Source organism: Kitasatospora sp. NPDC048662 (genome assembly GCF_055587065.1).
The window spans coordinates 213,060-239,588 of the sequence record NZ_JBVJHA010000003.1 but is presented as its reverse complement, the minus strand read 5'-3'; the positions used below and the strand labels follow the sequence as shown (position 1 = coordinate 239,588).

Annotated in this window: 24 protein-coding genes; 10 read left to right on the top strand and 14 right to left on the bottom strand. The window is 74.4% G+C overall.

The annotated features are described in order from the left end of the window. Window positions 1–19: 19 nt before the first annotated feature. On the bottom strand, window positions 20–2,818 hold the full coding sequence (locus ACZ6R9_RS11675; RefSeq protein WP_465538026.1) for a helix-turn-helix transcriptional regulator: 2,799 nt from the start codon (window positions 2,816–2,818) through the stop codon (window positions 20–22). Between the two features lie 201 nt (window positions 2,819–3,019). Between ACZ6R9_RS11675 and ACZ6R9_RS11670 the strand changes: the two genes are divergently transcribed. Continuing rightward, entirely contained in the window at window positions 3,020–5,779 is a 2,760-nt protein-coding gene (locus tag ACZ6R9_RS11670) for a helix-turn-helix transcriptional regulator (protein WP_465538024.1), read from the top strand. Between the two features lie 203 nt (window positions 5,780–5,982). Further along, on the top strand, window positions 5,983–6,951 hold the full coding sequence (locus ACZ6R9_RS11665) for an AraC-like ligand-binding domain-containing protein (RefSeq protein ID WP_380483819.1): 969 nt from the start codon (window positions 5,983–5,985) through the stop codon (window positions 6,949–6,951). Between the two features lie 21 nt (window positions 6,952–6,972). On the opposite strand, the gene ACZ6R9_RS11660 is transcribed toward ACZ6R9_RS11665, so the two are convergent. Together ACZ6R9_RS11660 and ACZ6R9_RS11655 are read right to left on the bottom strand one after the other, a co-directional pair. Continuing rightward, window positions 6,973–7,239, bottom strand: a complete 267-nt coding sequence (locus ACZ6R9_RS11660) for a WhiB family transcriptional regulator (protein ID WP_465538022.1) — start codon at window positions 7,237–7,239, stop codon at window positions 6,973–6,975. A gap of 7 nt (window positions 7,240–7,246) precedes the next feature. Continuing rightward, a complete protein-coding gene (locus ACZ6R9_RS11655) occupies window positions 7,247–8,221 on the bottom strand; it encodes an alpha/beta hydrolase (RefSeq protein ID WP_465538020.1) in 975 nt (324 codons plus the stop codon). A gap of 196 nt (window positions 8,222–8,417) precedes the next feature. Here ACZ6R9_RS11655 and ACZ6R9_RS11650 point away from each other — a divergent pair, with 196 nt between their 5' ends. Next, complete coding sequence (locus ACZ6R9_RS11650; RefSeq protein ID WP_465538018.1) at window positions 8,418–9,278, top strand: LysR family transcriptional regulator; 861 nt, start codon at window positions 8,418–8,420, stop codon at window positions 9,276–9,278. Between the two features lie 7 nt (window positions 9,279–9,285). Here ACZ6R9_RS11650 and ACZ6R9_RS11645 read toward each other — a convergent pair whose 3' ends face one another. Continuing rightward, window positions 9,286–10,503: an MFS transporter gene (locus tag ACZ6R9_RS11645; protein ID WP_465538016.1), complete on the bottom strand. Its 1,218-nt coding sequence runs from the start codon at window positions 10,501–10,503 to the stop codon at window positions 9,286–9,288. Window positions 10,504–10,740: 237 nt separating this feature from the next. After that, complete coding sequence (locus tag ACZ6R9_RS11640; protein ID WP_465538014.1) at window positions 10,741–11,406, bottom strand: alpha/beta fold hydrolase; 666 nt, start codon at window positions 11,404–11,406, stop codon at window positions 10,741–10,743. 110 nt (window positions 11,407–11,516) lie between these two features. Between ACZ6R9_RS11640 and ACZ6R9_RS11635 the strand changes: the two genes are divergently transcribed. From ACZ6R9_RS11635 to ACZ6R9_RS11625, 3 genes are all read left to right on the top strand, one after another. Next, the gene (locus tag ACZ6R9_RS11635) at window positions 11,517–12,473 is read left to right on the top strand and encodes a helix-turn-helix transcriptional regulator (protein WP_465538011.1); all 957 of its coding nucleotides are present in this window, start codon (window positions 11,517–11,519) and stop codon (window positions 12,471–12,473) included. 313 nt (window positions 12,474–12,786) lie between these two features. Then, window positions 12,787–13,281: a hypothetical protein gene (locus ACZ6R9_RS11630; protein ID WP_465538010.1), complete on the top strand. Its 495-nt coding sequence runs from the start codon at window positions 12,787–12,789 to the stop codon at window positions 13,279–13,281. A 213-nt stretch (window positions 13,282–13,494) separates the two neighbouring features. Further along, window positions 13,495–14,106, top strand: a complete 612-nt coding sequence (locus tag ACZ6R9_RS11625; protein WP_380484820.1) for a class I SAM-dependent methyltransferase — start codon at window positions 13,495–13,497, stop codon at window positions 14,104–14,106. 215 nt (window positions 14,107–14,321) lie between these two features. Here the strand turns inward: ACZ6R9_RS11625 and ACZ6R9_RS11620 are convergent, their stop codons facing one another. From ACZ6R9_RS11620 to ACZ6R9_RS11585, 8 genes are all read right to left on the bottom strand, one after another. After that, a complete protein-coding gene (locus ACZ6R9_RS11620; RefSeq protein WP_380484817.1) occupies window positions 14,322–14,969 on the bottom strand; it encodes a response regulator in 648 nt (215 codons plus the stop codon). Then, window positions 14,957–16,201 (bottom strand): sensor histidine kinase, encoded by a 1,245-nt coding sequence (locus tag ACZ6R9_RS11615; protein WP_465538007.1) that lies wholly within the window; start codon window positions 16,199–16,201, stop codon window positions 14,957–14,959. The genes ACZ6R9_RS11620 and ACZ6R9_RS11615 overlap by 13 nt, the downstream gene beginning before the upstream one ends. 197 nt (window positions 16,202–16,398) lie before the next feature. Beyond that, window positions 16,399–17,034 carry a LysE family translocator gene (locus tag ACZ6R9_RS11610; RefSeq protein ID WP_465538006.1) on the bottom strand — a complete coding sequence of 212 codons (636 nt, stop codon included), beginning with the start codon at window positions 17,032–17,034 and terminating at the stop codon, window positions 16,399–16,401. A 6-nt stretch (window positions 17,035–17,040) separates the two neighbouring features. Beyond that, a complete protein-coding gene (locus ACZ6R9_RS11605; RefSeq protein WP_465538004.1) occupies window positions 17,041–17,868 on the bottom strand; it encodes a DUF3626 domain-containing protein in 828 nt (275 codons plus the stop codon). 129 nt (window positions 17,869–17,997) lie between these two features. After that, the gene (locus tag ACZ6R9_RS11600; protein ID WP_380484810.1) at window positions 17,998–19,731 is read right to left on the bottom strand and encodes an SDR family oxidoreductase; all 1,734 of its coding nucleotides are present in this window, start codon (window positions 19,729–19,731) and stop codon (window positions 17,998–18,000) included. Beyond that, entirely contained in the window at window positions 19,728–20,579 is an 852-nt protein-coding gene (locus ACZ6R9_RS11595) for a M24 family metallopeptidase (RefSeq protein WP_380484809.1), read from the bottom strand. Before ACZ6R9_RS11595 ends, ACZ6R9_RS11600 begins: the two co-directional genes overlap by 4 nt. 3 nt (window positions 20,580–20,582) lie before the next feature. Next, window positions 20,583–21,500 carry a PDR/VanB family oxidoreductase gene (locus ACZ6R9_RS11590; protein ID WP_465538259.1) on the bottom strand — a complete coding sequence of 306 codons (918 nt, stop codon included), beginning with the start codon at window positions 21,498–21,500 and terminating at the stop codon, window positions 20,583–20,585. A gap of 394 nt (window positions 21,501–21,894) precedes the next feature. Beyond that, window positions 21,895–22,812 (bottom strand): metal-dependent hydrolase, encoded by a 918-nt coding sequence (locus ACZ6R9_RS11585; RefSeq protein ID WP_465538001.1) that lies wholly within the window; start codon window positions 22,810–22,812, stop codon window positions 21,895–21,897. 253 nt (window positions 22,813–23,065) lie between these two features. Here ACZ6R9_RS11585 and ACZ6R9_RS11580 point away from each other — a divergent pair, with 253 nt between their 5' ends. From ACZ6R9_RS11580 to ACZ6R9_RS11570, 3 genes are all read left to right on the top strand, one after another. After that, window positions 23,066–23,617, top strand: coding sequence for a pyridoxamine 5'-phosphate oxidase family protein (locus ACZ6R9_RS11580; RefSeq protein ID WP_465537999.1), 552 nt, complete (start codon window positions 23,066–23,068; stop codon window positions 23,615–23,617). 91 nt (window positions 23,618–23,708) lie between these two features. Further along, window positions 23,709–23,990: a hypothetical protein gene (locus ACZ6R9_RS11575; RefSeq protein ID WP_380484804.1), complete on the top strand. Its 282-nt coding sequence runs from the start codon at window positions 23,709–23,711 to the stop codon at window positions 23,988–23,990. Further along, window positions 23,987–24,271: a hypothetical protein gene (locus ACZ6R9_RS11570; protein ID WP_465537997.1), complete on the top strand. Its 285-nt coding sequence runs from the start codon at window positions 23,987–23,989 to the stop codon at window positions 24,269–24,271. Before ACZ6R9_RS11575 ends, ACZ6R9_RS11570 begins: the two co-directional genes overlap by 4 nt. A 28-nt stretch (window positions 24,272–24,299) precedes the next feature. Here ACZ6R9_RS11570 and ACZ6R9_RS11565 read toward each other — a convergent pair whose 3' ends face one another. Then, complete coding sequence (locus ACZ6R9_RS11565) at window positions 24,300–25,223, bottom strand: alpha/beta hydrolase (protein WP_465538258.1); 924 nt, start codon at window positions 25,221–25,223, stop codon at window positions 24,300–24,302. A 118-nt stretch (window positions 25,224–25,341) separates the two neighbouring features. Between ACZ6R9_RS11565 and ACZ6R9_RS11560 the strand changes: the two genes are divergently transcribed. Beyond that, the gene (locus tag ACZ6R9_RS11560) at window positions 25,342–26,511 is read left to right on the top strand and encodes a UDP-N-acetylglucosamine--N-acetylmuramyl-(pentapeptide) pyrophosphoryl-undecaprenol N-acetylglucosamine transferase (protein WP_465537995.1); all 1,170 of its coding nucleotides are present in this window, start codon (window positions 25,342–25,344) and stop codon (window positions 26,509–26,511) included. Window positions 26,512–26,529: the final 18 nt, after the last annotated feature.

Below are 26,529 nucleotides of genomic sequence, written 5' to 3'. Positions count from 1 at the left end.
GTGAACGACCAGGGGCTGCTCAGGCGCTGGGGAGCAGGTCGCGCAGTTGGTGGCGGCTGCTGACGCCGAGTTTGGGATAGACGTTGTACAGGTGGGTGCCCACGGTGCGCGGGGAGAGGAAGAGCTGTTCGCCGATCTCGCGGTTGGACAGGCCCCGGGCGGCCATCCGGACGATCTGCTGCTGCTGGGCGGTGAGCCCGCCCAGCGCCGCGCCGGAGCCGGTGGCCGTGGCGACGCCGGTGGCGCGCAGTTCGTGGCGGATCGCCTCGGCGAGCGGCCGGGAGCCGAGGGTCTCGGCGGTTTCGAGCGCCGCGACGAGTTGCTGCCGGGCCTCCGAGGGCCGCCGGTCGCGGCGCAGCCGGATCGCGTAGCTGAGCCGGGCCTGGGCGCGTTCGAGCGGCCAGCGTTCGCCGTCCGCGTTCACGAGGGCGAGGCGGAAGTGGTGTTCCGGGTCGGGGCCGGGATCGAGCAGCGCGGTGGCGTGGTGCAGCAGGAGCGTCATCCGGGTGGTCGGCCGTTCCTCGTGAGCGTCTCGCACCCGGTGCAGGACCGGTGCCGCCCGGTCGGCGAGGCCGGCCCGGTGAGCGGCCAGGGCGAGGTCGGCCAGGCAGCGCGAGGAGAGGAAGGGGTGGCGGGGGGTGCCGTCCTCGGCGAACAGGGTGCGCAGCCGGCGGTAGGCGTCGGCCCATTCGCCGTGGGCCATCGCGACCTGGGCGCGGGCCCGCACCGCCCGGACCTGGGTGGCGAGGTTCTCGTGCAGGTCGAGCGGGACGGCCGGCCGCAGGGGCGCGTCGGCGGGTGCGGTGCCGCGCAGGGCACGCAGCGACAGGTCGAGGGCCTCCAGGTCGGCGCGGATCCGGGTCAGGCGCAGCACGGCCGCCCGGTCCTTGGCCTCGTCCAGCAGGGCGGCTGCCTCCGGCCACTGACCGGTGGCCAGCAGGGTGTCCAGCAGGGGCGCCGCGTACCAGGCGCGGAGGCCGAAGGCGCGGCGGCCGCGCAGGTGGCTGTCGGCGGCGCGGAAGTGTGCCAGGCAGTCGTCGGGTTCGTCGGAGAGGTAGGCGACGGATGCGACGGCGAGGCGGCGGATCAGCGGTTCCGGGCTGCCGATCGCGGGGGTGCTGCCGATCGCGGGGGTGCTGCGGCGGGCGGGGGCTCGGCGGGCGCCTGCGGGCCGGGTGGTCAGGGCCTGCACGAAGCCCGCGAGCACGCCGGGCTCCTCGGTGCCGGGCCGCGCCTCCGGTCCGGGTGCGCGGAGGGCGGCGAGCAGCTCGGCGAGCCGGTTGCGGTGCTCCGGCAGGCCCGACTGGTCGGCGATGGCCGCTGCCAGGGCGGCCAGTTTCGTGTCGTGCGCGGTGTCGAGTGCGGTGTCGGCCGTGGGATCGGCCGTGGGCTCGGCCGTGGCGTCCAGCAGCAGGTCGAACGCCTCTTTCTGCCGGGAGGTGTGCGAGAGCGCGGCCGCCGCGGCGACGGCGGCCCGGCGGGCGAGCCGGGGGTCGCTGTTGACGCTGCGGAAGCGGGTGTGCAGGTTGCGGACCCAGTCCGGGTCGCCGACGGCGGCGGCCGCGGCCATGGCCTCGGTGAGCAGGCGGGCCTGTTCGTCGGGGTCGGTGCTGACCCGGGCGGCGTCCTCCAGGGCCTGGGCGAGGGTGAACTCGTCCGTGGCGCGTTCGACGGCGGGCCGCAGGTTCTCGGTGAACGCGGCGTCCGGGCCGACGGTGGCGGCGACCAGGTGGCGGACCCGGTCGAGCGGGCGGGCGGAGGCCCGCTCGGCGAGGGCCCGGTGGGCCCGGGTGAGCAGGACGGCGGGCTGGCCGCCGACGGCGGCGACCCGGGCCAACGGGTGCCGGAAGACGAGCCGGCCGTCGGTCAGGGCGAGGATCCCGGCTTCCTCGGCGGGGGCCCAGATGCCCAGGTCGGTGGTGCCCAGGGCGGCCATCACGGCCGAGGCGTCGTCACCGGGCAGCGCGAGCGCGGCGTGGACGAGGGCGTGGCGGGTCGGTGCGGGCAGCCGGCCGAGCAGGGTGTCGAACCTGGTCCGGACGGTGTGCAGGCGGGGTGTGCGCGGACGGGCGGCGGCCGGGTCGGTCCGGAAGGACCGTCGGCGGCAGAGTTCCAGCAGGGCGGAGGGGTTGCCCTCGGCCTCCTCCAGCACCTCCAGGCGGGTGCGTCCGACGGGTGCGCCGGGTACCGCGTCCAGCAGTTCGGCGCAGGCGCTCGGCGGGAGCGGGTCCAGGTGCAGCACGGCGGTGTCGGCGGGCAGCGTCCGCAGCGCCTCCTGGTCGCGGGCGGCCAGCAGCACCGAGATGCGGCCGCCGGGGCGGCGGACCAGCGAGCCCAGCAGTTCCAGGGTGGGGCGGTCGCAGGCGTGTGCGTCGTCCACGGCGATCAGCACCGGTGCGCCGTCCAGCAGGGCGGCGACGGCGGCCGCCGGCTCGGGCCCGGCCGGCGTGCCGGCGTCGAGTGCGGCCGGGGCCTGGATCCGCTCCGGCGAGGACGCGAGCAGCTGCCGGAGCAGCCCGTAGGGCACCTCGCGCTCGGGTGCCCAGCCCTGGGCGGTGAGCACCGACTGCCCTGCCTGCGCGGCCTGTTCGCAGGCGGAGCGCAGCAGCCGGGACTTGCCGATGCCCTCCTCGCCCAGCAGCACCAGCGCCCGGGGCGCGCCGGGTTCGTGCCGGACGCAGCGGCGCAGCGCCGCCAGTTCGGCGCCGCGTCCGACCAGCCGGTCGATGCCGTGGGTGGAGGCGTGGGTGGAGTGGGTGGAGGCCGCCCGGTCGCCGAAGTCCTCGGGGTTGTCCCGGTGCGTCCCGGTGCTCGTCATGTCCACTCCGCTGTGCCTGCCGTGGTCGTCACGGCACTTCTCCCCCCTCCCTGCCGATGCTGTCGGGGGCCCGGCCGGTCGCGCTTCTGTCAAATGACCGGTCGTCGTCCGGACACCGGCCTCCGGGCCCGTCCCCGGGGCTGACAGGATGGCCGCACCGCGTCGGGGTATCAGGGCCCTGACCTGGCAGGACGGGACGAGATGGTGCACACGGGCGGGAACGGGCCGGCCGCGCCGGCGATCTTCGGGCGGGCGTCGGAGCTGGCCCGGATCGATGGCCTGCTCGATGCCGTGCGGGGCGAGGGCACCCATGTGCTGGTGCTGACCGGGGAGCCGGGTGCGGGGAAGAGCACGCTGGTCGACTGGGCCGCCGGGCAGGGCGCCGCCCGGGGGTTGCAGACGCTGCGGGTGCGCGGCAGCGAGGCGGAAAACGGGCTGGCGCTGGCGGGACTGCACCAGCTGCTCCGTCCGCTGCTGGCGGGTCTGGACGACCTGCCGGAGCGTCAGCGTGCGGCGCTGCGGTGCGCGTTCGGGCTGGCCGGCGAGGACGCGGCGCCCGCCGATCCGCTGCACCTGTGCGTGGGGGTGACCACGCTGATCACCGAGGCGGCCGCCCGGCAGCCGCTGCTGCTGCTGGTGGACGACCTCCAGTGGCTGGACCTCGGCTCGCTGGACATCCTGGCGTTCGTCGCCCGCCGCTTGGACGGGGAGGCCGCGGTGATGCTGCTGGCCGCGCGCGAGGCGGGCGTGCCGGGTCGGTTCGACCGCGACTTCCCGCACCTGACGGCCGGTCCGCTGGCCAGGGCGGACGCGGGGCTGCTGCTGAACGCCCAGCCTGTCCCGCCGACCGGGCGGGCCCGGGCGCAGGTGCTCCAGGAGGCGGCGGGCAACCCGCTGGCGCTGATCGAGCTGTCCCGGGCCGTCGCCCGGGGGGCGGGCCGGCCGGGGGCGGCGCAGACCCTACCGCTGACCCGCCGGCTGGAGGACCTGTTCGCCGCCGAGCTCCCCGGCCTGCCGCCGAAGACCCGCGCCGCGCTGCTGCTGGTCGCGGCCGCCGGAACCACCGGGCTCGGGGACATCGTGAACGCGTCCGCCGGGAGCGACGTGGTCGGGGCGCTGCTGCCCGCCGAGGAGGCGGGGCTGCTGCGGCTGGAAGGCGGGCAGGTGCTGCTGCGTCATCCGCTGGTGCGCTCCGCCGTCTACCAGGCGGCGAGCTTCGCCGAGCGCCGGGCGGCGCACCTGGCGCTGGCCGACGCGGCCGGCGCCGAGCCCGACCGGCGGGCCTGGCACCTGGCCGCCGGGACGGTCGGCCAGGACGCGGCCGTGGCGCAGGCGCTCGCCGAGACCGCCGAGCGGGCCCGTGCCCGGGGCGGCTTCGCGGCCGCGGCGGCCGCGCTGGAGCGGGCCGCCGAGCTCACCCCGGACCCGGAGCTGCACGCGCGGCGCCTGCTGGCCGCGGGTACCGCGGCGATGCTCGCGGGGCACCCGCAGTGGGCGGGCGACCTCACCGCCCGGATCGGCGGCCTGACCGCGGACCCGGTCGCCCGGGCCGAGGGCGAGCTGATGCGGGGGTGGGCGCTGGGTCTGACGCTGCGCCACCAGGAGTCGCTGGCGGCGTCGCTGCACGTCGCCGAGTCGATGGTCGAACTGGAGCCGTCGCTCGGCGTCGGCGCCCTGGCCACCGCCGCGACCTCGGCGTACAACACGGGCGACCCGTTCTACGGCAACGAGCTGCTGCGGATCGGCCGGCTGATCCCGCAGGAGGCGAACCCGGCCGAGCGGGTCTGGTCGGCGACCGCCGTGCGGCCGTTCGGCGACCGCCGGCAGGCGCTTTGGCAGTTCCGTCGCGCCTTGGCGCTGGCGGCCCCGGACTCGCTCGCCGATCTGGGTTTCCTCGGTGCCACGGCCTGGGTGCTGGACGAGACGGACGAGGCGGTCCGGATCCTGTGCCACGCGACGGACCTGCTGCGCCGGGCCGGTACGGCCGGCTCGAACGCCACGTTCACCCAGGCGCTGGCCCTCGCCGAGGGCGAGTCGGGGGCCTGGGCGGCGGCGCAGGCCGCGGCCGAGGACGCGTACTGGATGGCCGCCGAGGCCGGGGCGGACAACGTCACCTTCGGCTCGCTGATCCTCCAGGCCACCCTCGGCGCGTTCCGGGGCGACCACCAGGGCGCCTGCGCCCGCGCGCAGGAAGCCCTGTGCGGGGTGGATCTGCGCAACTCCCGCAGCCTGCGGGCCCGTTACCACTACGCGCTGGGCATGGCGAAGGTGGTCGAGGGCGACCACGAGAGCGCCTACGTGGAGCTCCGCAACACCTTCACCCACGACTACCGGCCCGCCCCGGTGCACTACCACACCTCGCTCTACTACCTGGCCGACCTCGCCGCCGCCGCTGTCCGCGCGGGGCGGACCGAGGACGCCCGGGATGTGCTGGCCGCGGCGGAGCGCACCCTCGGCGACGGAATCTCGCCGCGCCTGCACGCCGTCACGCAGCGCGCGGCGGCCCTGGTCGGGGAGAGCGACGAGGCCGCCGAGCGGCACTTCCGTTCCGCGCTGGCCGATCCCGCCGGCGGCCGGTGGCCCTTCGAACGGGCCCTCGCCCAGCTCGACTTCGGCGAGTGGCTGCGCCGCCGGCGGCGCTCGGCCGAGGCCCGCGGGCTGCTGATCACCGCGCTGGAGACGTTCCGGCGGCTCGACGCCCGGCCGTGGACCGAGCGCGCCGCGGCGGAGCTGCGCGCGGCGGGCGCCGCCGTCCCGCAGGGCCCGGAGCCTGCGGCGAAGGCCGAACTGACGCCGCAGGAGTTCCAGATAGCGGAGCTGGCGGCGCAGGGGCTCACCAACCGGGACATCGCCTCCCGGCTGTACCTCTCGCCGCGCACCGTCGGCTACCACCTGCACAAGATCTTCCCGAAGCTGGGCATCAAGTCCCGGGCCCAACTCCGGGACGCCCTCTCGGGGTGACCCTCCGTCGGCGGGCGGCCACGGGCGGTCGAGACCGCCACCGCCCGCATGCCTGAGCGCGCACAGCACCGTGCACGCCGTGCCCGGCCGGACCCGCGACGGCCGGGCGGGCGGATCGGCCGGGGGACGCTGGGTGGCGAACGAGGACCGCGCCCCGCAGCCGTGGGCGTCCGGTCAGGCAACGACGGAAGGTGGGGACACCCATGACCCTCGTCCTGGACACCCGCGATTTCCCCGAGGACACCCGCCACGAGGTGTGGAGCGAGGCGCTGTCCCGCGCGCTCGTCCCGGTCAGGGTGACGGCCGGCGCGCCGGGCGGGCCGCGCGGCCGGGTCCGCTCCCATCGCCTGGGCCACCTGCGCACCGTGTCGCTGGACGCCGGTCCGCAGCGGATCAGCCGCCCGCCGAGCCTGTGCCGCCCGGAACCCGCCGAGCGCTTCGCACTGGCCCTGTGCCTGCGGGGCGAGGCGGTCTTCTCGCAGTCCGGGCCCTCGCTGCGGCCCGGGCCGGAGGAGATCATGGTGGTGGACCTGGCCCGGCCGTTCGCCCTCCACTTCCCCGAGCCGTTCCGGCTCCACCTGATCCACCTGCCGCAGCGCACCCTCAGCGGCCCGCGGACGCTGTCGCGGCTGGCGGGCTCGACGCTCCGGCCGGACGACGGGGCGGTGACGATGCTCGGCCTGCTGCTGACCCATGTGCTGAGCGACGCCGCGCAGTTCGGTCCGACCGCGGCCGCACGGCTGGCCGGGCACGTCGCGGACCTGGTGGACGCGATCGCCTTCGACGAGGAACGGGAACCGGCCACCGCCCGCGAACTCCTGGTGGCCCGGGCGCTGGCCCACGTCGATGCCCACCTCGGCCGGCCGGACCTGGGCCCGGAGTCGGTGGCCCGGGCGCTGCGGATCTCCGTCCGCTACCTCCACCGCCTGTTCGAGGACGAGGAGTTGACCGTCACCCGGCTGATCCAGCAGCGCCGCGTCGAGGCCTGCGCGCGGGCCCTGGAACGGCACGGCCCGTACGGCCCGACCCTCGCCGAGGTGGCCCGGCGGCACGGCTTCGCCAGCGCCTCGCACTTCAGCCGCGCCTTCCGGGCCGCGTACGGTGTCACCCCGAGCGAGTGGCGCAGCCGGCGCGGCCGGCTCGCCGCCCTGCCCGACAGCGGCGCCGCCTGACCCGCGCCGGAGCGGGTGATCTCAACCTGTCCTGGTCACCTGCCGGTCGGCCTCGGTGAGTCCGCCCCAGATGCCGAAGTCCTGGCGGGTGCGGACGGCGAAGGACGCGCAGGCCGGGCGGACGGGGCAGGCGCCGCAGACGGACCGGGCCCGGCGCTCGCGACTGCGGCGGGCCTCGCCCTGTTCGCCGCAGGGCGAGAAGAACACGGCGGTGTCCATGCCCCGGCAGGCCGCCCGGGCCTGCCAGCCCCACTCGCTCAGCAGCGGCGCGGTGATCGGCGGCTTCATCGCGGCCTCACCCCTGGTGCAGGGCGTCGCGCAGGACCTGCACGGCCAGCCCGATCGCGGCCCCGGCGGCCCGGGTCGGGCGCAGCGCGTTCAGCATCACGAAGTCGTGGATGACGCCTTGGAACCGCACCGCCGTGACCTGGACGCCCGCCTCGCGGAGTTTCGCCGCGTACGCCTCGCCCTCGTCGCGCAGCACGTCGGCCTCGGCGGTGACGACCAGCGCGGGCGGCAGGCCCTTCAGGTCCTCGACGGTGGCGCGCAGCGGGGAGGCGGTGATCTCGGCGCGCTGGGTGAGGTCGGCGGTGTACTGGTCCCAGAACCACTGCATGGCGTCGCGGCGCAGGAAGTACCCGGTCGCGAAGCCGCGGTACGACGGGGTGTCGAACGACGCGTCGGTGACGGGGTGGAACAGCACCTGGTGCACCAGCGGGACGCCGCCGCGCTTCTTCGCCATCAGGGTCAGCGCGGCGGCCAGGTTGCCGCCCGCGCTGTCGCCCGCGACGGCGATCCGCTCGGCGTCCAGCCCCTTGCCGCGGCCGTCCGTGACCACCCAGCGGGCCACCGTCCAGCTCTGCTCGATCGCGACGGGGTAGCGGGCCTCGGGCGAGCGGGCGTACTCGGGGAAGACCACGGCGGCGTGGGCGCCGACGGCGAGTTCGCGGACCAGCCGGTCGTGGGTGTGCGCGTTGCCGAACACCCAGCCCGCGCCGTGGAGGTACAGCACGACGGGCAGCGGGCCGCTCGCCCCGGCGGGTCTGACGACGCGCACCTCGACGGCGCCGGTCGGGCCGCCCGGGACGGTGAGCCACTCCTCGTCCACCGCCGGCTTGGCGATCTCCCCGGACTGGACCTCGTCCACCACCCGGCGGCCCTCGGCCGGCGTCAGCTGGAACAGGTACGGCGGGTTCGCCGTCGCCTCCGCGAAAGCCTGCGCCTGCGGTTCCAGGACCGGCCGCCGGCCGACCGCGTTCGTGTCGGTCACGGCGCGCTCCCTCGAAGTTGGGCTTGGATCTCGCCCCACCCTAGGAACGCCACGCACCCCCACTTGCCCGACGACGCACCCGCCCCGCACGGTCCGTGCACACCTGTCGCGGGCCCGGGCCTTTCCCGGCGGCCTAGCCTTGACCTCGAACAGGCCCCGGAAGGCGGGCCGAGCTGCGACGACGGGATGGGGCGGGATGGAACTGCGGCAGCTGGAGGTCGTCGTCGCGGTGGCCGAGGAAGGCGGTTTCACTGCGGCGGCCCGGCGGCTGCACCTCGTGCAGTCGGCGGTGTCCGGCACGGTCAGGACCTTGGAGAAGGAGCTCGGCGTCCAGCTGTTCGAGCGCACCACGCACCGGGTCGGCCTGACCTCTGCCGGTGCGGCGTTCGTACCGGCGGCCCGGGCCGCGCTGCGGGCGGCGGAGCTGGCCCGGGCGGCGGCGGACGAGTCGCGCGGGGTGCTGCGGGGTGTGCTGACCATCGGCACCATGCAGGGCGTCTGGCTCGGCCTCGACCGGGTGCTCGGCGAACTGCGCGCCGAACACCCGGGGTTGACGATCCGGCTGCGCCAGGCGGCGGCCGTGGACATCCGCGCCGGGCTGCGGGACGGCACCGTGGACGCCGCGATCGTCGCGTTCGACCGGCAGCAGCAGCGCGGTCTGACGGTGCGTTCGCTGGCCTGCGAGCCGATGGTGCTGGCCGCCGCGCCGGGCCGCGCCTTCGCCCACCCGGACCGGGTGCGCTTCGAGGAGCTCCCCGGGCTGCCGTTCGTCGACTTCGCCCCGGGCTGGGCGGTCCGCTCCGCGGTGGACCGGGCGTTCCGGACCGCCGGCGTCGAGCGGGCGGCGGTCTTCGAGGTGAACGACATCGTGGCCGCCGCCGAACTGGTCCGCCACGACCTGGGGGTGTGCGTCCTGCCCGAGTCGATCGCCGCCCACTTCCCCGACCTCGCCCTGCGCCGGTTCACCCGCGGGCAGCCCCGGTGGGAGGTGGCGGTGGTCTGCCCCGCCGGGGAGCCCGCGCCGGCCGTGGCCGCGCTGCTGCGCCACCTCGGCTGACGGGGCCTCAGCCCGCCACGGCCTTCCGGTCGGCCGCCCAGTGCGCCAGCGGCAGCAGCGGCAGCACCGCGGCGAGCCCGGCGACCGCCCACCAGCCACCCGCGTGGTACGCGACGGTGCCGAACTCCGAACCCAGTGCGCCGCCCAGGAAGAAAGTGGCGATGAAGACGCTGTTCAGCCGGGCCCGGGCGCCCGGGTCGAGCTGGTAGACCACGTGCTGACCGAGGATCAGCGTGGTCTGCACGGCGACGTCGAGCACGATCGCGGCCAGCGCCAGCAGCACGATGCGGTGCCCTCCCAGACCCGCGAGCACCGCGCTTCCGGACGCCACCAGCAGGGCCGCCCCGGTCAGCCGCCGTCCGAGTCCTCGGTCCGCCCACCGTCCCGCCAGCGGGGCGACCAGCGCGCCCGCGGCGCCCACCAGCGCGAAGATCCCGACGCCCGCCTCCGAGTACCCGAACGCCGGGCCGGTGAGCTGGAACGAGACCGCCGTCCAGAACGCGCTGAACGACCCGAACACCGCCGCCTGGTACAACCCGCGCTTCAGCAGCGCCGGGTGGGTGCGCACCAACTGCACGGTGGAGCGCAGCACCTGGCGGTACGGCAGATCGGTGGTGGCCGCGTGCGCCGGCAGCGCCCGGTACAGGGCGACGGCGAGCAGCGCGGTCAGAACGGCGGAGCCGAGGTACACCACCCGCCAGCCGGCGGCGCCCGCCACCAGGCTGCTCAGGGTGCGGGAGAGCAGGATCCCGGTGAGCAGCCCGGCCATCACCCGGCCGACGATCCGGCCGCGCGCGTGGTCCGGGGCCAGGCTCGCCGCGAACGGCACCAGGATCTGCGCCACCACCGAGGTCGCACCGCTGACCAGCGAAGCGACCAGCAGCACCGCGAAGCTGCTCGCCGTACCGGCCACCGCCAGCGAGACGGTGATGACCGCCTGCAGCAGCGCCACCAGCCGCCGCTTCTCGATCCGGTCGCCGAGCGGCACCAGAAACAGCATCCCGAGCACGTAACCGATCTGGGTGACCGTCACCAGCGCACCCGCCGTGGTCGTCCCGACCTGGAACACCTCGGCCAGCTTCGCCAGCAGCGGCTGCGCGTAGTACAGGTTGGCGGCCGTCATGCCGGTGGAGACGGCGAGCAGGGCGACGAGCCGGCCCGGTATGCCGTCCGGTGTCGTCGGGGTGGTGGTGATGGTCGGGCCGGTGCTCGGTGAAGTGGCCATGGCTGCCTTCCGGGGTGGTCGCGTTCGGCGGCTGCGACGATCGCAGCGCACAGGTGTGAGCGCCCGGGGTCCGGCTCGCGCTTCCCGTCCGGCTGCGATGATCGACGACAACTGTCATCTCTGGCCGCGATGAGCGCACCCGGGACGGGTACGCGCGGCGTGGGCCTGCCGGCGACGGAAGGTCGAAGCCCCCTGCCGCGTCGTCCGGCAGGGGGCCACCAAAGCGCTGGTTGCCCGTCAGGCCAGGGTGTCCAGGAGGCGGGCGAGTTCGGTGGGCTTGGTGAACATCGGCCAGTGGCCGGAGTCGAAGTCCAGGTACTCGACGTGCTTGGCGTGGGCGAGTTCGGGGGCCTGGCCCTGGGCGACCCAGGCGCGCACCTGGTCCGGGGTGTACTCGGGGGAGACCATGGCGATCGGGACGTCGTAGCGACGGTCGTCGGTCAGGCGGACGAGGGCCCGGGCGACGCGTTCGGGGACGGGGATGGCGTTGGTGGCGATCTGCTGCCGCATGCTCTCGTCCAGGTCGGCGCTGACGGGGCCTTCGAACGGCGCCCAGCCGGGGAACGGCATGACGCCGTCGCGGATGTCGAACAGGTCGGCGTAGGGCCGGCCGTCCTGCTCCGGGAAGCCGCCGATCAGGACGAGTGCGGCGATCCGCTCGGGCCTGGCGTCGGCGGCCAGCCAGCCGAGGGTGCAGTTGGCGGAGTGGGCGACCAGCATGACCGGATCGGCAGCGGAGTCCACCGCGGCGAGGACGGCGGCGAGTTGCTCGTCCAGGGTCGTGCTGGGCGTGGCGGGCAGGGTCAACGGCCGGGGGTGGTGGCCGAGTTCGCGGAGGGTGGGGGTCACCGCGTTCCAGGCGGTGCCGTCCAGCCAGAGGCCGCCGATGAGCAGGATGTCCACGGGGGTGCTCCCGAAAAATAGAGGCGGAAAAGCGGGCGTGTCCCCAGGCTAGGGGCGGTTCAGGACGATCTGCTTCCTGGTTGTCGCGGCATCCGCATACGCTGGCCGACATGTCGACCGGAACCAGCCCCACCGCCCGCGCACTGCGCACCCTGGAGATCCTGCGGGCCCGGCCGGGCACCACCTCCGAGGAGTTGGCGCAGAAGCTGGGGGTGACGGATCGCGCGGCGCGGCGCTATGTGGCGATCCTGCGGGAGGCGGGGATCCCGGTGGAGTCGGAGCGCGGCCCGCACGGTGGCTACCGGTTGCGGCGCGGGACGCGGCTGGCGCCGGTGGCGTTCACGCAGGCGGAGGCGCTGGGGCTGGTGATGGCGGTGCTGGACGGGCGGCCGGCGGCGGGCGAGCCGGGTGACCCGGTGGGGGCGGCGCTGGACAAGGTGGTCCGGGTGCTGCCGGAGGAGGTCGGGCGGCAGGCGGCGGCGCTGCGCGAGCATGCGGCGGCCGCACCGGACCCGGGGGCCGTGTACCCGGATCCGGCGGTGACGAACACGCTGGTGGAGGCGGTGGCGGCGCGGCGGCGCGTGGTGATCACGTACCGGAGCGAGGCGGGCAACGAGTGGCGGGCGGAGGTGGATCCGTGGGCGGTGGTGGTGCGCCGGGCCCGCTGGTACCTGCTGTGCCATGCGCATCGGGCGGGCGCGATGCGCACCTACCGGATCGACCGGGTGCAGGCGGCCGAGGAGACCACGACGGGCTTCCGGATGCCCGCGGACCTCGACCCGGTGGCCCTGCTGGAGGCGCATCTCGGCTCGGGCTGGGCCTTCCCGACGCAGGTGGAGTTCGACGCCCCGCTCGCGCAGGCCGCGCCGTGGATCGGCGCCCCGATGGGCCGGCTGGAGGCGGCGGGTGAGCGCTGCGTCCTGCTCGGCAGCACCCGCAACCCGGCGATGTACGCCCAGTGGCTGGCCGCCGTCCCGTTCGACTTCCGGGTGCTGGGCGGCCCGGAGCTGCGGTCGGCGGTGGCCACGGCAGCGGCCCGGCTGGCCGCCGCCGTGGCGGGACCCTAGTGTCCTGAGTCCTTGATCCGTCGTCGATCACGGTCAATCGCAGGACATCGGCGCTGCGTTCCCGGGTCACGACGGCGGCGAGCGGTGGAGCGGCCGGCAGCAGGACCGGGCCGCGCGTGCAGCCGATGGCGACGAAGGCCGGCCGGAACTGGCTCCGGCGGAGGCAGGCCGGATCTCCTCGCAGTGTCGCCGGACGCGGAAGGTGTACCTGGCACCACCATCAAGTCGGATGGGAGCGCTACTGCCTCGGGCGCGCGCGAACGACATGCTGATGTTGTGCCCGAGGGGCGGGCACGGGAGGGAGTCAGGTGTCATGGCGAGCACTCGGCTGACCGGCGTTCATTCGCTCAGCCTGGTCCGCGTGGACGCCGCTTCGGGCCCCGGTGTCCCGCGGATCCTTCCGAAGGCCGCGGCCGCTTCGACGTTCCCGCTGCTGCTTCGCCGGGCGGCCACGGTCCTCACCGTGCTCGGGCTGGCGATGATTCCCTGGCTGGTCTTCCTGCACACCGGGCTGCCGGCCACCGCTCAGGCCTCGCACTGGGCCTGGACGTGGACGGGTCTGGACAGCTTTGAGGCGCTCGGCCTGCTCTCCACCGGACTGCTCCTCAGGCGCGGCGACCGCCGGGCCTGCCTGACCTCCGCCGCGACCTCGACCCTGCTGCTGGTGGATGCCTGGTTCGACACCATGACGGCTGCCCCGGGTTCGGACCTCGAGCCGGCGGTGCTGATGGCCGTCTTCGCCGAGTTGCCACTGGCGGTGGCCTGCGCGGTTCTCGCGACCCGGACCTTCCCTCGGCCGGGCCGCTGAGCGGAAATGCTCGTGACGTGATCGGCGCTTGCGGTCCGGTCCGTTTCGGGAAGTCCCCGGCCTGCCGCAACGGCGGTCCACGGGCGCTTCGTTCGGCCCGCTCGGGTCGATTGCCGACAGAGTCGGCGGCGACACAAACAGATTGCACACAAACACCACTGATTGACCATCGGACAAGCCTCGATGGCCCAATCGGACATTTGGGGAGGAATTATGAGGAATTCGCGGGCATTGATCGGCGCGGGCGCTGCCGCCGCCGTCGCCACCTGGTGGTTCACCGACACCGCGCCGTACCCGTACTCTCAGCGCTGGCTGCTCGACCTGCCGCTGCCGTTCCTGACGCTGAAGCGTCTGGACCACGTGCTGCAGGCCCGGGAGGGCGAGAGGATCCTGGAGATAGGCCCCGGAACCGGCCTGCAGTCGCTGCACGTCGCACCGCAGCTGGGCCCGAACGGCCGGCTGGACATCGTGGACATCCAGCAGGAGATGCTCGACCACGTGGGCCGCCGGGCCAAGGAGCAGGGCATCGACAACATCGTGCCGAACTGCGTCGACGCACATGAACTTCCTTTTGCGGATGGCTCGTTCGATGCGGCTTACCTGGTGACGGCGCTGGGCGAGATCCCGGATCCGGCACGTACGCTGGCCGAGCTGCGCCGGGCGCTGAAGCCGTTCGGGCGGCTGGTGGTCGGCGAGTTCTTCGACCGGCATCAGATCCGGCCGGCCTCGCTGATCAGCCTGGCGGAGGGAGCCGGGCTGCGGGTCGCCCGGCTGTACGGTCCGCCGTTCGCGTACTACGCGGTGCTGCGTCCGATCGACGCCTGACGCCGCTCGGGCGGTTCCCGCCCGGCCGAACCGTCGGCCAAGTCCGTCGACGGCCAGGTGGAGTTGCTGGTCGGCCCGCCTCGGGAAACGCCTCCAACGGCAGCCGGGACGCCAACGCCACCGCGGTCGGCGTCCCCGCGCCCCCCGGACGCGGCGCAGCGTGGGCCGGCGCCGGGCCCGTCGCCGTGATGACGGCAGGCGTGGCCCCCCTGGGTTCAGCCCCTGGACGCGCCCAGGAAGCGCAGCACGGCGAGCACCCGGCGGTGGTCCGCATCGGCCACCGGCAGGTCGAGTTTGGCGAGGATGTTGTTGATGTGCTTGGCCACCGCGCTCTCACTGACCGTCAGTGCCTCGGCGATGCCGGCGTTGGACCGGCCCTCCGCCATCAGGGCCAGCACCTCCCGCTCGCGCGGGGTCAGGGCGGCCAGGGGGTCGCTGCGGCGGAGCAGAAGTTGGGCGACGACCTGGGGGTCCAGCGCCGTTCCCCCCTCGGCCACCCGCCGTACCGCTGCTGCGAAGTCCTGGACATCGGCCACGCGTTGCTTGAGCAGGTAGCCCACTCCGCTCGTGTTGGTCGCCAACAGGTCGGCGGCGTAGCGCTCCTCCACGTACTGCGAGAGCAGGACCACCGCCGTGCGCGGCCGGTCGCGGCGGATCACCGCGGCCGCCCGCACGCCCTCGTCGGTGAAGGTGGGCGGCATCCGGACGTCCACCAGAGCGAGTTCGGGCTGGTGCTCCTCGACGGCGGCCAACAGCGCTTCCGCATCGCCGACTTCCGCGACGACCTGGAAGCCGCCCATCTCCAGCACCTTGACCAGGCCGACCCGCAACAGCACCGAATCCTCGGCGATCACCGCACGCACGGCAGCTCCACCGTCACGGTCGTCGGTCCCCCGACGGGGCTGCTGAGCCGGAAGCTGCCGTCGACGGAGCCCACCCGCTTGGCCAGCCCGCTCAACCCCGTACCACCGGAGGGGTCGGCGCCGCCCAGCCCGTCGTCGGTGACGTTCACCCGCAGGACCGTCCCGACCCGTCGGACCGTCACCTCGACCCGCGAGGCGCCGGCGTGCTTGGTCACGTTCGCCAGCGCCTCGGAGATCACGAAGTACGCAACCGACTCCACGGCGGGCGCCGCCCGTTCCGGCAGCTCGACCCGCAGGCGCACCGGCAGCGGAACTCGGGCGGCCAGTCCGGACAACGCCGCGTCCAGGCCCCGGTCCTCGAGCACCGCAGGGTGCAACCCGCGTAGCAGATCGGCGAGTTCGGCGATCGCCGCCTTCGCCTCCAGGTGTGCTTCTGCCAGCACCTCACGGGCCTCGCCCGACAGGTCGGGGCGGGTGGCCATGGCCAGTCCCAGGTTGACCGCCAGCGAGACCAGCCGCTGCTGGGTGCCGTCGTGCAGGTCGCGCTCGATTCGGCGGCGCTCGGCATCGACCGCCTCGATCAGGCCGGTACGGCTGCCCGCCAGGTACGCGACCCGCTCCTGGAGCCGATCGGCCCGGCTCGGTCCGAGCAGCGCCGCGGCGGAGCGCGACTCCGCCCGGGCCACCACCCCGGCGAGCCAGGGCAGGAGGGACAGCAGAAAGAGGCCGAGCACGGTGTAGCACGGCATCAGCGTCGCCCAGCCGAACCAGTCGTGCCGCACCCCGACCGGCAGCGCCCACACCCAGCCGTACCCGGTGGCGCCCGCCAGACCCGCCACCGCCGCCATCAGCACCAACAGCTCCGACAGGGCCGCCAGCGGGCCCAGCACCAGGTGGTACCCGACCTGCCGCCAGGCGCGCACCGAGCAGAGCCACCGCAGGGCCGTGGTCGGCGACCATCGCTGCGGCACGGGCGCCGAGCGGCGGATGTCCACCCCGAGCAGCGCCCGGTGCCGGTACCGCTGAACCGCCGTCAGCACCGGGACGCCGCTCAGGACCAGGGCGACAGACACCGCGAGCGTGAGCGCCCAGTTCCCCGTCCTGGCAGTGGTCGTCGCGGCCCAGGCCCACACGGGCACCAGCGCCAGGTGCAGCGGGACACCCGTGGCCAGGAAGCCGGTGTCCCGCCGCGCCCGCCGTGCCAGGAGCCCCAACCGGGGTGGAATCGTCATGGCTCGACGTTAGAGCACCTCAACACGGGCCTGCCATGGCTCTTGTATCCGCATCCATGGTGAACCCAGTACCACCACGCCGGGGCCGGGCCTCAGAGGGCGTATCCGGTGGTCTGACGGATGATCAGTGGGCCTTGATCGAACCCGTGATCACGTCGTGGAAGCAGGAGAGGTCCGTGCGGCAGTCTTCCAGGACCTCAGTCGGTCAGCGCGAGCTTGACGCCGAAGCCGACCACGGCGGCCCCGGTGACCCGGTCGAGCGCCCGGCGTGCGGCGGGGCGGCGCAGCCAGGTGCGCAGGGTGTGGGCGAAGCCGATCAGGACGGCGGACCACAGGATGCCCTCGGCCACGTGCACGGAGGTGAGCAGCACGCCGGCGGGCAGGTGCGGGACTCCGGCGGGGATGAACGGGGGCAGCACGGCGACGTAGAACACGCCGACCTTCGGGTTGAGCAGGTTGGTGACCGTGCCGCGCCGCCAACCGGCCCACAGGCCACCGGAGTTGTCCGCCGCCTCCGGCTCGTCCGGCGAGTCCTGGTGGCGGTTGCGGAACAGCTGCACGCCCATCCACAGCAGGTAGCAGACGCCGGCCCAGCGCAGCGTCTCGTACGCGAGGCGGGAGGCGGTGAGCAGCACGCTGAGGCCGGCGGCGGAGGCGGTGCCCCAGATCATGGTGCCGGTCTGGATGCCGAGGACGACGCCCCAGGCCTGCCGGCGCCGGCCGAGGGCGGCGGTGCGCAGGATGAGGGCGGTGTCGAGGCCGGGGGTGAGGGTGAGCAGGCCCACGACCAGGGCGAAGGAGGCGAGGGGGGTGGCCATCGGAGTCAGGTCCATGGGATGTCAGTCTACGGGCCGGCCGAATCGGGCCAGGCAGTGCCAGACCTTCTTCAGCTCCTGCGGGTCGTACTGCCCGCTGCGGACGGCGGCGCCGATGACGGCGGGGTCGAGGACGCCGTCGTGGGCGATCTTCGCTCCGAGGGCGGTGATGTGCGGGCCCCGGTAGTCGGCGTACTGTTCCAACTCCTGTGCGGCGAGCCGGTGGCCGGGGTGCCATTCGAGGCGGCAGGGCAGGGCGCGGGCGGCGGTCTCGACGGCGGTGCCCCGGTAGCAGGGGTCCAGGACGAGCGCGTCAAGGTGGTCCAACAGCCGTACTGTGCCGTGCAGTTGGGCTTCGATGTAGGCGTCCAGCAGGTCCTGTTCGTCGGCTTCAAGAAGGGTGAGCAGGGCCATGGCCTCGGCGGTGCCGAAGTGTTCGGGTTCGAAGACGCTGTCGGGGTAGCAGAACGTGGCCCGGTGCAGCGCCTCGGGCGCGAGGCGGAAGTGTGCGGAGCCGAAGCGGGGTGCGCCGCCGTAGGGGCTGCGGAGGTGGTTGAGCGCGCCGTAGACGGGGCGGCGCTCGGCGGGGGCGTCGTCGTAGGCGCCGCCGAAGATCCGGCTCTCCCACGTCCACCGGTCGCCGCCGGGGTGGGCGGTGAGTCCGCCGTTGCTGGTGCCGGTGGAGAACTGGGAGCGGTACACGCCGTCCCGGGCCAGCGACTCCAGGATCGGCACCCCGTCGAGCTCGCGGTCGGGGTGGAAGTTGAGGGTGATGTCGATCCCGGCGGGCAGCGGGTCGCCGCTGCTGCGGGCGGCGACGTGCCGCAGGGCTCGGGCTTCGGGTGTGTCCATGGACGGCAGTCTCCCGCCCACCGCGAGCGCGGCGCAGCCGGTTTTCCCCGGGCACGCGCGTGCGGCGCGGCCGGTTCTCGTCACCGGCCGCGCCGCACTGTTCGGCCACGAAGCCCAACTGCGCTGCGGTCAGCCCGCGTTGATCCTGGCGGCCCGGCGGAGCAGGCCGGGGCTGAGCCGGCCGAGCAGCCGGGCGGCCTTGGCCTCGACCGTGACGGGGACGACGGCCCGGCCGGTGCGGACGGCGCGGACGATCTCGGCGGCGACCTTCTCGGGCGGGAAGCCCCGGCGGGCGTACATCTTGGACACCTTGGCCTGCTTGGCGGCCTGTTCGTCCGCGCCGAGACCGGAGAAGGTGGTGGTGCGGGTGATGTTGGTGTTGACGATGCCGGGGCAGATGGTGGACACGCCGATCCGGTGCGGGGCGAGTTCGGCCCGCAGGCAGTCGGACAGCATGTACACCGCCGACTTGGAGGTGGCGTACGCGGCCAGCACCTTGGACGGCAGATAGGCGGCGGCGGAGGCCAGGTTGACGAGGTGTCCGCCCTGACGGTGGTCGACCATCAGCTGCCCGAAGGCGCGGCAGCCGTGGATGACGCCCCACAGGTTGACGTCCAGGACGCGCCGCCACTCCTCCTCGGTCGTCTCCAGGAACGTCCCGGAGTGGCCGATGCCGGCGTTGTTGACCACCACGTCGGGCACTCCGAAGTCGGCGGCGACCTGCTTGGCGAACGCGTCCACGGCCGCGCCGTCGCTCACGTCCACCTGGTACGCGCCGGACTTGACGCCGGACAGCGCGCACAGTTCGGCGGTGCGCTGCGCGGCGGGCAGGTCGCGGTCGCAGACCACCACCCGGGCGCCCTGGTCGGCGAAGGCCAGCGCGGTGGCCCGGCCGATGCCGCTGCCGCCGCCGGTGACGACCACCAACTCGCCGCTCCCGGACGGCTCCTGGCGCAGCGCGCCGTGGTCGCGGGCGGCGAACTCGCGGACCAGCGCGGCGACCGCCGGGCCCTTCTCCAGCAGCGCCGACCAGTGGGTGGCGTTCAGGGTGCGGCGGGTCAGCCGGGGCACCCACTGCTCCAGGCCCTCGGAGAGGAACTCCGAGACGTAGTTGTCGCGTTGCAGGGTGATCAGCTGGACGGGCACCTCGGTGTGGCGCTCGCGCGGCCGGGCGACCGAGGGGCGCATGTTGGCCCGGTACAGCTCTATGCCGTGCACGGCGTCCTTGGCGAGGGTCCGCTGCGGGTGGCCGGGCCGCGGGCGGACGGCCTCCAGGTCGTTCAGCACCCGGGGCCACAGCCGGGCCAGGCCGAGCTTCCACGCGGCGGGCGCGAGCACCGGCAGGTGGAACAGGCCGATGTACCAGGAGTGCAGGCCCTGGCGCAGCAGTTGGGAGAGGTGCCGGGGCGTCGGGCGGCGCAGCCGGTGCCGGATCCAGTGGCCCATGTGGTCCAGGCACGGGCCGGACATGGTGGTGTAGCTGGCGATCCGCCGGTACGAGCCGGGGGCGGTGATCGCCTCCCAGGACTGCACGCTGCCCCAGTCGTGCGCCACCACGTGCACCGGCCGGTCGGGGCTGACGGCGTCGGCGACGGCGAACAGGTCCTGCCCGAGCAGTTCCAGCCGGTAGTCCTCCCGCCGGGCCGGCACCCCGGACGCGCCGGCGCCGCGGGTGTCGTACCGCACCACGTGGTGGTCGGCGGCCAGGTCGGCGGCCACGTCGTCCCAGACGCTGTGGTCGTCCGGGTAGCCGTGCACCATCAGCACGGTGGGGTTCGCCGGGTCGCCCTGCTCGTACACGGCGAGCTTCAGCCCGCCGGAGTCGACGGTGCGGCGACGGATCTCGGTGCTGCGGCCGGTCATACGGTGCCCTCCTGGAGTGCCCAGCGCCGCACGTGCGGCAGGTCGTCGTCGAGCCAGTACGCGTCCTCGTCGGTGACCACGAGGAGTTCCTCGAACTTGATGCCCACCTCGCGGAAACCGATGTGCGGTTCCACCGCCCACAGTCCGGGCGTCGGGGCGTGCCGGGAGGCGCGGCCGCCGGCCCACAGCGGGGAGCGCCCCTCCAGGCGTTCCTTCACCAGTTCCCGCCCGAGGGTCTGGAGCGTGCGCACGCCGAAGCCGAACAGGTTGACCCCGGCCGGGCCGCGGGCGGTCGTCCTGGTCACCTGGTGGCCGATCACCCGACCCGGGTACACCTGGTGCCGGTTGTCGTAGCCGTGCTCGGCGATCTGCGCGTCCACCGCCGCGTACACCTGGTCGAGCGTCCTGCGTGCCTTCACCTCGCGCAGGATCAGCTCCCGGTACACCCGCAGGTCCTGCGCGAGCTTGTCCCACACCGGGTTCTCGCCGACCTTGCCGCCGTACCCGATGTCGGCCGTGTACCCGTCCACCACCGGCGCGCAGTCCAGCACGTACGGCATGCCCTCCTTCAGCACCCGTGAGCCGGCGAAGAACTGCAGCGGGGTGTGGAAGTGCCGGAACGCGGTGCGGTCGCCGAACCAGGCGAACGGTACGTGGAAGAAGTCCTGCACCCCGGCCTGCACCAGGCTGCGCCGCAGCTTCGCGGTCGCCTGACGCTCGGTGACGCCGGGCTCCATCCACGCCGCGACCTGCTCCGCGCAGTGGTACGCCAGCTGCTGCACCTCCCGGAACTTCGCCAAGTCCCGTTCGTCGAACGGGAACCGGGGCAACTGCCCGCGCTGCTTCATCGCTCACACCTCCAGGACGAGGGTCTCGCCCTCGGCGGCTCGGGACACGCACGGCAGCATCAGGCCCTCGGCCCGCTGCTCCTCGGTCAGCCTGCGGTCACGGTGCTCGGGCGTCCCGGAGGTCACCTTCAGCACGCACGTCCCGCAGAAACCCTGCTTGCAGGAGTACGCCAGGTCCGGCTTCAACTCCCGTGCCACGTCCAGCGCGGAGCGGTCCGCCGGGACGGTCGCCTGCTCCCCGCCCTCCCCCAGCCGGATCGCGAACGGCCGGCCGTCCAGGATCGGCGCGGCGCCGAACCGCTCGAAGTGCAAGGACGCCGCCGGTGAGGCGTCGAGCGCCCGCTGCACCGCGCCGAGCATCGGCGCCGGTCCGCACACGTACACGGCGGCGCCCCGCGAGGCGTGCGAGAGCAGTTCGGCCGCGTCCGGCACTCCGTGCACCTCGTCGGTGCGCAGCTCCACCCGGTTCGGGTCGAGCGCCTTCAGTTCCGCGGTGAACGGGAGTGCGCCGGCCGTGCGGCCGGTGTGGATCAACCTCCAGTCGATTCCCGCGTGTTGGGCGGCCCGGGCCATCGGCAGCAGCGGCGTGATCCCGATCCCGCCGGCCAGGAACAGCACCTGCGGCTCCCCACAGAACGCGAACCCGTTCCGGGGCCTGCGCACCCGCAGCCGCAACCCCACGTGCAACTCGTCGTGGACCTCCACCGACCCGCCACCACCCTCGGCGATCCGCCGCACCGCGACCCGGTACCCGTGCCGATCGGCCGGATCCCCGCACAAGGAGTAGTGACGCTCCCGCCCCGAGGGCAGCGTCACCAGCACCCGCGCACCCGGCTGCCACTGCGGCAGCGTCCCGCCCGAGGGGTCGGCCAGCCGCAACTCGACCACGTCGTCGGCGATGAGCTGATGCGAGGTCACCACCAAGGACAACGGCGGCACCCCCCGCGAATCCCCCCGCCTCGGACTCCGCCGCAACCCCGGCCGCCCCAGCGCCGGGCTGTACCAATCCCCGAACGCGGTCAGCCGGGCAAACATCCGGTCGGCCCGGGGGCGGCCGTACAGGTCGGGGGGCGGGGTTTCGAGATCCATGGGGGTACGGCTCCGTTTTCGGGAAGGGAAAGCGCGGGAGAGTGCGAGACGCGGGTGGGCGCGAAGACAGGGGCGCGGGGAACTGCGCGAAGGGGAACGCACCCAACCGCAAGATCGCGACGCAGGACAGTGACTTGCACTTGATCGCGACCTTGCGGACGGGCTTCGCGCTTGTCGCGCAGTTCCCCGCGCCCCTGATTTCGCGCTCGCCTGCGTTCGCCCCCTGTCACCGCGCCGCGGCAGCTCTCGCCGCGGGCGACTTGGCCAGGTACGCGAGCGCCTGCGAGGAGCTGCCCTCGTTCGTCGGGTGGTACCCGGGGCCGAAGTACCGCAGGGCCGAGCGGACGAACCGGCCCGGTTCGGGGAGCAGTCCCCGCCTCGCGGCCTTCTGGGCCTCCCGCCAGGTCGGCACCACGCTGCCGTTGAGCGAGGGGTCGGCGGCGAGCATGAACCGGGCGCCACGGATCCACAGGTGCACCAGCAGCGGCCCGGAGACGGCCATGCCGCGGATGCGTCGCAGGTAGCCGGGGTCGAGGTGCCGCATCAAGTCGTAGGCGACGCTGCGGTGTTCGACTTCCTCCGCGCCGTGCCAGCGCAGCAGGTCGACCATGGTGGGGTCGGCCTTGGCGCGGTCGAGGCCGGGCGAGTTGAGGGCCCAGTTGCCGAGGAAGGCGGTGAAGTGTTCGATCGCGGCGATGAAGGCGACTCGTTCGATGATGTTCTCGCGGCGCTGGCGCGCGGTCAGTCCGGGCTTGTCGCCGAGGACGCGGCGGAACAGCCAGCTGATCTGCCGGACGTACGGTCGCGGGTCGAGGCCCTGCCCGAGCAGGTGGTCGAGGACTTCCTGGTGGGCCTCGGCGTGGATCGCCTCCTGGCCGATGAACCCGAGTACCTCTTCGCGCAGTTGGTCGTCCCGGATCAGCGGCAGCGCCTCCTTGAACACCTTGACGAACCACCGTTCGCCCTCGGGGAGCAGCAGGTGCAGGACGTTGATGGTGTGGGTGGCCATCGGCTCGTCGGGGATCCAGTGCAGGGGCAGCTGCGACCAGTCGAAGTGGACGTCACGCGGTTCGAGGACGAGGTTGTCGTGCACGGACGCGGGCTGCCCGGGCCGAAGGCTGCGGGAGGGGGTGGGGCGCGGCATGGGGGTGCCTCCTGTACCTGCGACTGGACGTACGGCGGGACCTGCGACTGGACCTGCGGCTGGACTGCGACCGGGGGTGAGCGGGCGGCGGGCCGGCCTCCGGCGGAGTTCCGGTGGGGCCCGTGGGCCCGTTGGGCACAGGGGCAAACTACTCGCGGGTAGCGGGCCCGACAAGAGGTTCGGCCGTTCTTATCAACATTGAGTCTAATAAGCCGCTCGATAGGGTGGCCCGAAGCCACCCCGGGGAGACGCCTTGACCGACCGCACCGCACCCGGCCCGCTGGTCCGGGCCCTGATCGCCCATCCGGTCCTCGCCGCCACCGCCTACCCGGCCCCGGACCCGGCCGCCCCTGCCGACCCGGCCACCCTGTTCACCGCCTGGCTGCTGGACGCCCTCGCGGCAGGCGTACCCGACGCGCAGGTGATGACGCTCTCCACCGTCGATGCCGAGGGCCACCCGGACGCCCGGGTGCTCGTCCTGCGCGACATCGACCCGGCCGCCGGCGCCTGGCACTTCTGGACCGAGCCCGACTCCCCGAAGGCCCGCCAGTTCACCGCCCACCCGGACGCCGCCCTCACCGTCTACTGGCCCCGCCCCGGCCGCCAGGTCCGCCTCCGCGGCCCCGTCCACCCCGCACCGGACCGCACCACCCCCTCCCCCGCCCTGCACTGCTACGCCCTGCACGCCACCACCGCCGAGTTCTGGCAGGCAGGCCCGGACCGCCACCACCTCCGTCTGCGCTTCTCCCGCACCGCCACCGGCTGGACCTCCACCGGCTGGACCCCCACCGACATCCCGGGCTGACCTGCCAAGCCCGCGCCCCGAGTTCCGACCGGTGCCGCGGGGAGAGCACACTGGTGGTGGTCCCGCCCGCTCGAGACTCCCGGAGGACACGGTGAGCGCCGCATCCCTGCACGGCCACCACGACGGCACCCAGCCCATCCCGCGCACGCAGGACGCCGTCGCCGCCGCGCTGCCTCCGGCACAGCGGATGGAGTTCTACCGGGAGATGGGCGAGGCCGACGACACGACGATCGGCGGCGTTCTGCGGCGGTGGTGGCTGCGGGCCGAGCTCTACCGTGACCCGGAGGGCGACCGCATCCACGCCGCCGTGCAGGCCGGCACCGCACCCGGCGCCCCGGCGTCCGCGGTGCTGCGCCGCCTCGACGCCCGGTGAGCGACCACAGCGAGTTCGAGGACGATCCGCTCATCCTCTCTCCGGCCGTCGAGGAGTCGCTCGACGATCCGGGCACGCCGGCCGACGTGTTCTCCGCCGTGGTGGCGTTCCTGGTCGACCTGCGCGAGAACCCCTGCCCCCACCTGAGCATGCCGGTGCCTGGACGGCCCGGGATGCACTCGGCACCGCTGCGCCGTGATCTCGGGCTGGTGGAGTACGTGGTGAACGATGACACGGACCCACCGCGGATCTACGTCTCACGCATCCTGCGAGCGGACTGACGGCACCCACCTGCCGTCCGACGCCCCGTCACTCCGCCAGCAGCCGCCGCAGCCACTCCCGCCGGGCCGCCGCCGCCGTGCGGCTGACGGCCGCGTGCGGGGCGAGGGTGTCGAAGCCGTGGCAGGCGCCCGGCCAGACGTGCAGTTCGGCGCTGCCGCCGCACTGCCAGAGGGCGTTCGCGTAGGCCACCACCTCGTCGCGGAAGGTTTCCGCCGAGCCGACCTCCAGGTACGCGGGTGGCAGCCCTGCCAGCGAGGTGGCGCGGGCGGGCGCCGCGTACGGCGGGACGTCGGGGGTGCCGTAGCGGGGGCCGAGGGCCGCCTGCCAGGCGGTGGCGTTGGAGGTGGCGTCCCAGGTGTCGTGGCCGGCCAGTTGGCGGGCGGACGCGGTGTCGCCGCGGTCGTCGAGCATCGGGCTGAGCAGGAGTTGACCGATCGTCACCGGCCCGCCCTCGTCGCGCAGCAGCAGTGCGAGCGCGGCAGCGAGGCCGCCGCCTGCGCTCTTGCCGGCGAGGACCACCCGCGAGGGGTCGATCCCCAGCACGTCGGCGTTGGCGACCGTCCAGCGCAGCGCCTCCCGGCAGGCGTGCAGCGGCTGCGGGTACGTGGCGTCCGGTGCGAGCGGGTACTCGACCGACACCACCGCGAGGCCCAACGGCTGCGCCAACTCCCGTAGCACGCGCGGCAGTACGGAGTACGCGTTGCCGCCGATCAGCCCGCCCCCGTGCAGGTAGCACAGCACCGGCAGCCGCCCGCGAAGCCCGGTCGGCCGCGCCCACACCACCCCCTCGCCGACGCCCGCCTCGTACCGGCCCCCGTCCGTCAACTCCCGCAGCCCGGGCCGTGGCCGGACCGCCGCGTCCGCCCGCTGCCACTCCCGCAGCCGCTCCGGCGTCAACGGCGCCGGGACCCCGCCCCGGGCCGCCACGGCCGCCGCCACCTCACGATCCATGTACGCCTCGCGCACCCGTTCCCCACCCTTCTCATCGATCCGCCACGGAATGTGACGACCCACCAGGTAAGCGTGCACCCTGGAGCACAGCACAGAACCGAGCTGGAGGAGGACGAGGATGGCCGGCGAACAGAGGGCGCTCAGGCTGGTGGTGACGGGCGGCGGCACCGGCGGGCACACGTACCCGGCGCTGACGGCGGTGCGGGCCCTGCAGCAGCGGCTGGCGGCCGAGCACCGCGGCGTGGACGTGCTGTGGGTGGGCACCGCGAAGGGCCTGGAGGCGCGGATCGCGCCCGCGGAGGGGATCAGGTTCGAGCCGGTCGCCACGGGCAAGGTCCGGCGGTCGAGCAATCCGCTGAAGCTGCTGTCCCCGGCGAACGTGCGGGACATGCTGCGGGTGCCGTGGGGCGCCGTCCAGGCCCGGTCGCTGATCCGGAAGTTCGGGCCGGACGTGGTGCTGGCCACCGGCGGGTACGTCGCGGTGCCGGTGGGCCTGGCCGCCCGCTCCTGCCGGGCCCCGCTGGTGGTGCACGAGCAGACGGTGCGGCTGGGGCTGGCGAACAAGGTGCTGGCCCGGGCGGCGACCCGGGTCGCGGTCTCCTCGGAATCGACGCTCCCGCTGCTGCCGGAATCCGCCCGCAGCACCGCCGTGGTGACGGGCAACCCGGTCCGCCCGGCGGTCCTGACGGGCCACCCGGACAAGGCGGTGACGGCGCTCGGGCTGCACGGCTTCGACCGTTCGCTGCCGACGGTGTACGTGACGGGCGGCGCGCAGGGTTCGGCGCAGATCAACGACCTGGTGTCCGGCATCCTCCCGTGGCTGCTGGAACGGGCGAACGTCGTCCACCAGTGCGGCCCGGCGAACGAGGCCGACCTGCATGCCCGGGCGGCGCGGCTGCCCGCCCACCTGATGGGCCGCTATTTCCTCACCGGCTTCATGGGCGCCGAACTGCCGGACGTGCTGGCCCTGGCGGACGTGGTGGTCAGCCGCAGCGGCGCGGGCACCCTCGCGGAGCTGACGGCACTGGGCAAGGCGGCGGTGTTCGTCCCGCTGGCGTCGGCGGCGGGCAACGAACAGGCCCACAACGCCGCCCACTTGGAGCAGGCCGGAGCGGCCGTCGCCCTGCTCGGCACCGTCACGCCGGACGACCTCCGCGCAGCGCTCGGCCCCCTGCTGGAGGACGACGCCCGGCGGGCCGCGATGGCCGCGCGGGCCCGCGAGCACGGCCGCCCGGACGCGGCGGAGCGGCTGGTGGACGTCGTGCTGTCGGTGGCCCGCCGCGAATAGTCGGCCTCACGCCCGGCA